The sequence below is a fragment of the Polaromonas sp. P1_E1_2 genome (assembly GCF_056406035.1).
On record NZ_JBFUAZ010000342.1, the window covers coordinates 1 to 4,468 of the forward strand.

A 4,468-nucleotide genomic window follows, 5' to 3' on the forward strand; every position below is an offset into this window, starting at 1 on the left:
GGCTTGAACATCAAGAACTACAACGACATCCAGGTTGGCGACATCCTGGAGTTCTTTGAAATCAGGGAAGTGGCGCGGACACTGGAAGTCTGATTCCGGCTGGCCGGCAGCCCCTGGCTGCCAGCCTTTCCGCAGACCCCACCATTTTTTGACATGCGTAAAAAATCATCCACCCCGAATCGCGGTTTTCGCGTCGCCGATCAGATCCAGCGCGATCTGACGGAGCTGATCGCGCGCGAACTCAAAGACCCGCGGGTCGGGATGGTGACCGTGCAGGCCGTCGAGGTGACGGCCGACTATGCGCATGCCAAGGTGTTTTTCAGTGTGCTTGTCGGCGACCCGAAAGAGTGCGAAGAAGCGCTCAACCAGGCCGCCGGTTTCCTGCGCAACGGCCTGTTCAAGCGGTTGATGACGCACACCGTGCCGACGCTGCATTTCCACTTCGACCGCACGACCGAACGTGCGGCCGACATGAACGCCTTGATTGCCAAGGCGGTTTCTTCCCGCGCCCAAGACGACTGAGTTCGCGCCGTTCCCCTTGATGACAGGTTCAGGGACAACGGTGCCAACGACGCGCCCGGGCCAGCCCGGGCGTTGAGCCTGTCGGAATTTATGACGCAAACCTCTTCTCATCGCCAGAAAATCCAGCGACGTCCCGTGCATGGCGTGCTGCTGCTCGACAAGCCGCTGGGCCTGTCGAGCAATCAGGCCTTGCAGAAGGCCAAATGGCTGCTGCGCGCCGACAAGGCCGGCCACACCGGAACGCTTGATCCGCTGGCCACCGGCGTATTGCCGTTGTGCTTTGGCGCGGCCACCAAGTTCAGCCAGATCCAGCTCGACGCCGACAAGACATATGAAGCGGTGCTGCTGCTGGGCCAGAAAACCACCACGGCCGATGCCGAAGGCGACGTGATTGAAACCCGGCCCGTGCCCGAGATCACACCAGCCTTGCTGGAGTCGCTGACGGACCGTTTCACCGGCCCGCAGGCACAGGTTCCGCCCATGTACTCGGCACTCAAAAAAGACGGTAAGGCGTTGTACGAATACGCCCGCAAGGGGCAAGAGGTGGAGCGGGAAGCCCGCCACATCACGATTTTCAAACTGACTATGGCTGTGGCCCAGGACAGCCGTGCGCAAGCCGCTATCAAAATCATAGTGACCTGCAGCAAGGGTACCTATATCCGCACGCTCGGTGAAGACATTGGCGAAGCCATTGGCTGCGGTGCGCATCTCGGATCGCTCAGGCGGCTGGAGACCGGCGGCTACACGGCGCAGCAGTGCGTGACCTTGCCGGCCCTGGAAGCCATGACCGAGCCCGAGCGCGAAGCCTGCCTGCTGCCGGCGCAGTCGCTGGTGTCGGCGTACCCGTCTGTCACATTGGACGCCGACAATGCAGGGCGGTTTTTAAGTGGTTTGCGCCGCCGGGGTGAACCCGGGCAGTGGGGCGCCGATGCGCCGCTGGTGCAGGTCTATGGCACCGAGCCGCCGGCGTTCCTGGGCTCGGCCCATGTCACGGCCGACGAATTGATTCCGCAGCGTTTGCTGAGCCCGATTGAAATACAGGACATTTTGCAAGCCGCCTCCAAGGCCACCGTGCCGGCCGAACGTTCCGCACCCGATTTCGCTGCCGCGCCCACAGGCGTTGCGGCTTCTTCTTTCCAACATTAACCCGTACCGTTTCGAGTCTTCCTGAAAGCCAACCATGAGCCATAACCAAATCCGCAATATCGCCATCATCGCCCACGTTGACCATGGCAAAACCACCATGGTTGACCAGCTGCTGCGTCAGTCCGGCACCTTTGCCGAGCACGAAAAAGTGGTCGACACCGTGATGGACAACAACGCCATCGAAAAAGAACGCGGCATCACCATCCTGGCCAAGAACTGCGCCGTGACCTGGGAAGGCACGCACATCAACATCGTCGACACCCCGGGCCACGCCGACTTCGGCGGTGAAGTGGAGCGCGCGCTGTCCATGGTCGACGGTGTGGTGCTGCTGATCGATGCGCAGGAAGGCCCCATGCCCCAGACGCGTTTTGTGACCAAGAAGGCCCTGGCCCTGGGCCTCAAGCCTATCGTGGTGGTCAACAAGGTCGACAAACCGGGCGCCAATCCCGACAAGGTCATCAACGCCGCTTTCGACCTGTTCGACAAGCTGGGCGCCACCGACGAGCAGCTCGATTTCCCGGTGGTGTACGCCTCCGGCATCAACGGATGGTCCTCGCTCGAAGAAGGCCCGCCGAACGAGCAGTGGGGCCCCGACATGTCGGCGCTCTTCAACACCATCCTGAAGCATGTGCCTGCGCAAAAGGGCGACCCTGCCGCGCCGCTGCAGCTGCAGATTTCCGCTCTCGACTTTTCGACCTTCGTCGGCCGCATCGGCGTCGGCCGCATCAGCCAGGGCACGATCAGGCCCATGATGGACGTGGTGGTCATGGAAGGCCCGGACGGCAAGGCCGTCAAAGGCCGCGTCAACCAGGTGCTGACCTTCCAGGGCCTCGAACGCGTGCAGGCCACAGAAGCCGGCCCGGGCGAAATCGTGCTGATCAACGGCATTACCGACATCGGTATCGGCGTGACGATCACGGACCCGACCAACCCCGCGCCGCTGCCCATGCTCAAGGTTGATGAACCGACCCTGACCATGAACTTCTGCGTCAACACCAGCCCGCTGGCCGGCCGCGAAKGCAAGTACGTCACCAGCCGCCAGATCTGGGACCGCCTGCAAAAGGAACTGCAGCACAACGTGGCCCTGCGCGTCAGCGAAACCGACGAAGAAGGTATCTTTGAAGTCATGGGCCGGGGCGAGTTGCACCTGACCATCCTGCTGGAAAACATGCGCCGCGAAGGTTTCGAAATGGCCGTGTCCAAGCCGCGTGTCGTGATGAAGGAAGTCAACGGTGAAAAGCACGAGCCTATCGAGCTGGTCACCGCCGACATCGAAGACCAGCACCAGGGCGGCGTGATGCAGGCGCTGGGCGAGCGCAAGGGCGAGCTGGTGAACATGGAGCCGGACGGCCGTGGCCGCGTGCGCCTTGAGTACCGCATCCCGGCGCGTGGCCTGATCGGCTTTACCAACGAGTTCCTGAACTTGACCCGTGGTTCCGGCCTGATTTCCAACATCTTCGACAGCTACGAAGCGCACAAGGGCGAAATCGGCGGCCGTAAAAACGGCGTGCTGATCTCCATGGACGACGGTGAAATCTTCACCTACGCCCTGGGCAAGCTGGACGACCGCGGCCGCATGTTTGTGCGCGCCAATGACCCGGTGTATGAAGGCATGATCGTCGGCATCCACAGCCGCGACAACGACCTCGTCGTTAACGCCACGCGTACCAAGCAGCTGACCAACTTCCGCGTCAGCGGCAAGGAAGACGCGATCAAGATCACGCCGCCTATCGAGCTCACGCTCGAATACGGGGTCGAGTTCATCGAGGACGACGAGCTGGTTGAAATCACGCCCAAGTCCGTCCGCCTGCGCAAGCGCCACCTCAAAGAGAGCGATCGCAAGCGCGCAGGCAGGTCTTGAAGAGCCCCCACGCTTTTCACTTCGTGTAATGCGCTGCCCCCCGAGGGGGCCGTTGCGCCTGCGGCCCGGCAAAGCCGGTTCCGCGGCCCCTGCTGGTATGAGACAGGGACTCGCCGGGCAGCGGGGTGAATCGCTTGAAATCAGGCCGCTGTGTGTGCAAGCTCCAGCGGCCTTTTTGACTTTTTATATTCGTATAACAGCCTGAATTGATTGCACGCCTATGAAACTCACGCATTCCAAAGCTGTCGTCCTGATGATTTTCGTGACCCTGATGTGGTCGATTGCGGGTGTGGTCACGCGTCACCTGGAGTCGGCACGCAGTTTTGAGGTCACGTTCTGGCGCAGCTTTTTCACGGTGGTCTCTTTGCTGGTGATCTTGCCGCTGTGGCAGGGCAGGGCGGTGTTCACCAAAATCCGCAACGGTGGCTCGGCGCTCTGGATTTCCGGTTTCTGCTGGAGCGTGATGTTCACGGCTTTCATGGTGGCGCTGACGCTCACCACGGTGGCCAATGTGCTGGTGACGATGGCGGTCAGCCCTTTCATCACGGCTTTGCTGGCGCGCGCGTTTATCGGCCACCGTATTCCGGGCCGCACCTGGCTGGCGATTGCCATGGCGGGTGCCGGTATTGCCTGGATGTACGGCGGGCAGATGGACCTTTCCAGTCACCTGGGCGGAACGCTGGTCGCCTTGATGGTGCCGCTGGCGAGCGCCAGCAACTGGACCGTGGTGCAGCACAGCCGTGCCCACGGCAAGAACATCGACCTGGTGCCTGCCGTGCTGGTGGGGGCGGTGATCTCAACGTTGGCCACCTTGCCCTTGTCGTTCCCGTTTTCCGCCACGCCACATGACGTCGGCCTGCTGGCCTTGCTGGGTCTGGTTCAGTTGGCCATCCCGTGCGTGCTGTCGGTGATGTGTGCCGGCGTTCTCAAGGCGCCGGA

General features: G+C 61.8%; 4 protein-coding genes. All 4 read left to right on the forward strand.

Annotated elements, in window-relative coordinates; all coding sequences use genetic code 11:
* The first annotated feature begins 153 nt into the window (after positions 1-153).
* Positions 154-522 (forward strand): 30S ribosome-binding factor RbfA, encoded by a 369-nt coding sequence (gene rbfA / locus AC1D1P_RS15155; RefSeq protein WP_457282766.1) that lies wholly within the window; start codon positions 154-156, stop codon positions 520-522.
* Positions 523-612: 90 nt separating this feature from the next.
* Entirely contained in the window at positions 613-1,668 is a 1,056-nt protein-coding gene (truB, locus tag AC1D1P_RS15160; protein ID WP_477671650.1) for a tRNA pseudouridine(55) synthase TruB, read from the forward strand.
* A 34-nt stretch (positions 1,669-1,702) separates the two neighbouring features.
* The gene (gene typA / locus AC1D1P_RS15165) at positions 1,703-3,529 is read left to right on the forward strand and encodes a translational GTPase TypA (RefSeq protein WP_477673553.1); all 1,827 of its coding nucleotides are present in this window, start codon (positions 1,703-1,705) and stop codon (positions 3,527-3,529) included.
* A 220-nt stretch (positions 3,530-3,749) separates the two neighbouring features.
* Positions 3,750-4,468, forward strand: a 719-nt coding sequence (locus AC1D1P_RS15170; protein WP_477673554.1) for a DMT family transporter, incomplete at its 3' end; no start/stop codon positions are given.

Coding starts and splice junctions, on each gene's coding strand:
- rbfA (WP_457282766.1), top strand. CDS start 154: ATGCGTAAAAAATCATCCACCCCGAATCGCGGTTTTCGCGTCGCCGAT.
- truB (WP_477671650.1), top strand. CDS start 613: ATGACGCAAACCTCTTCTCATCGCCAGAAAATCCAGCGACGTCCCGTG.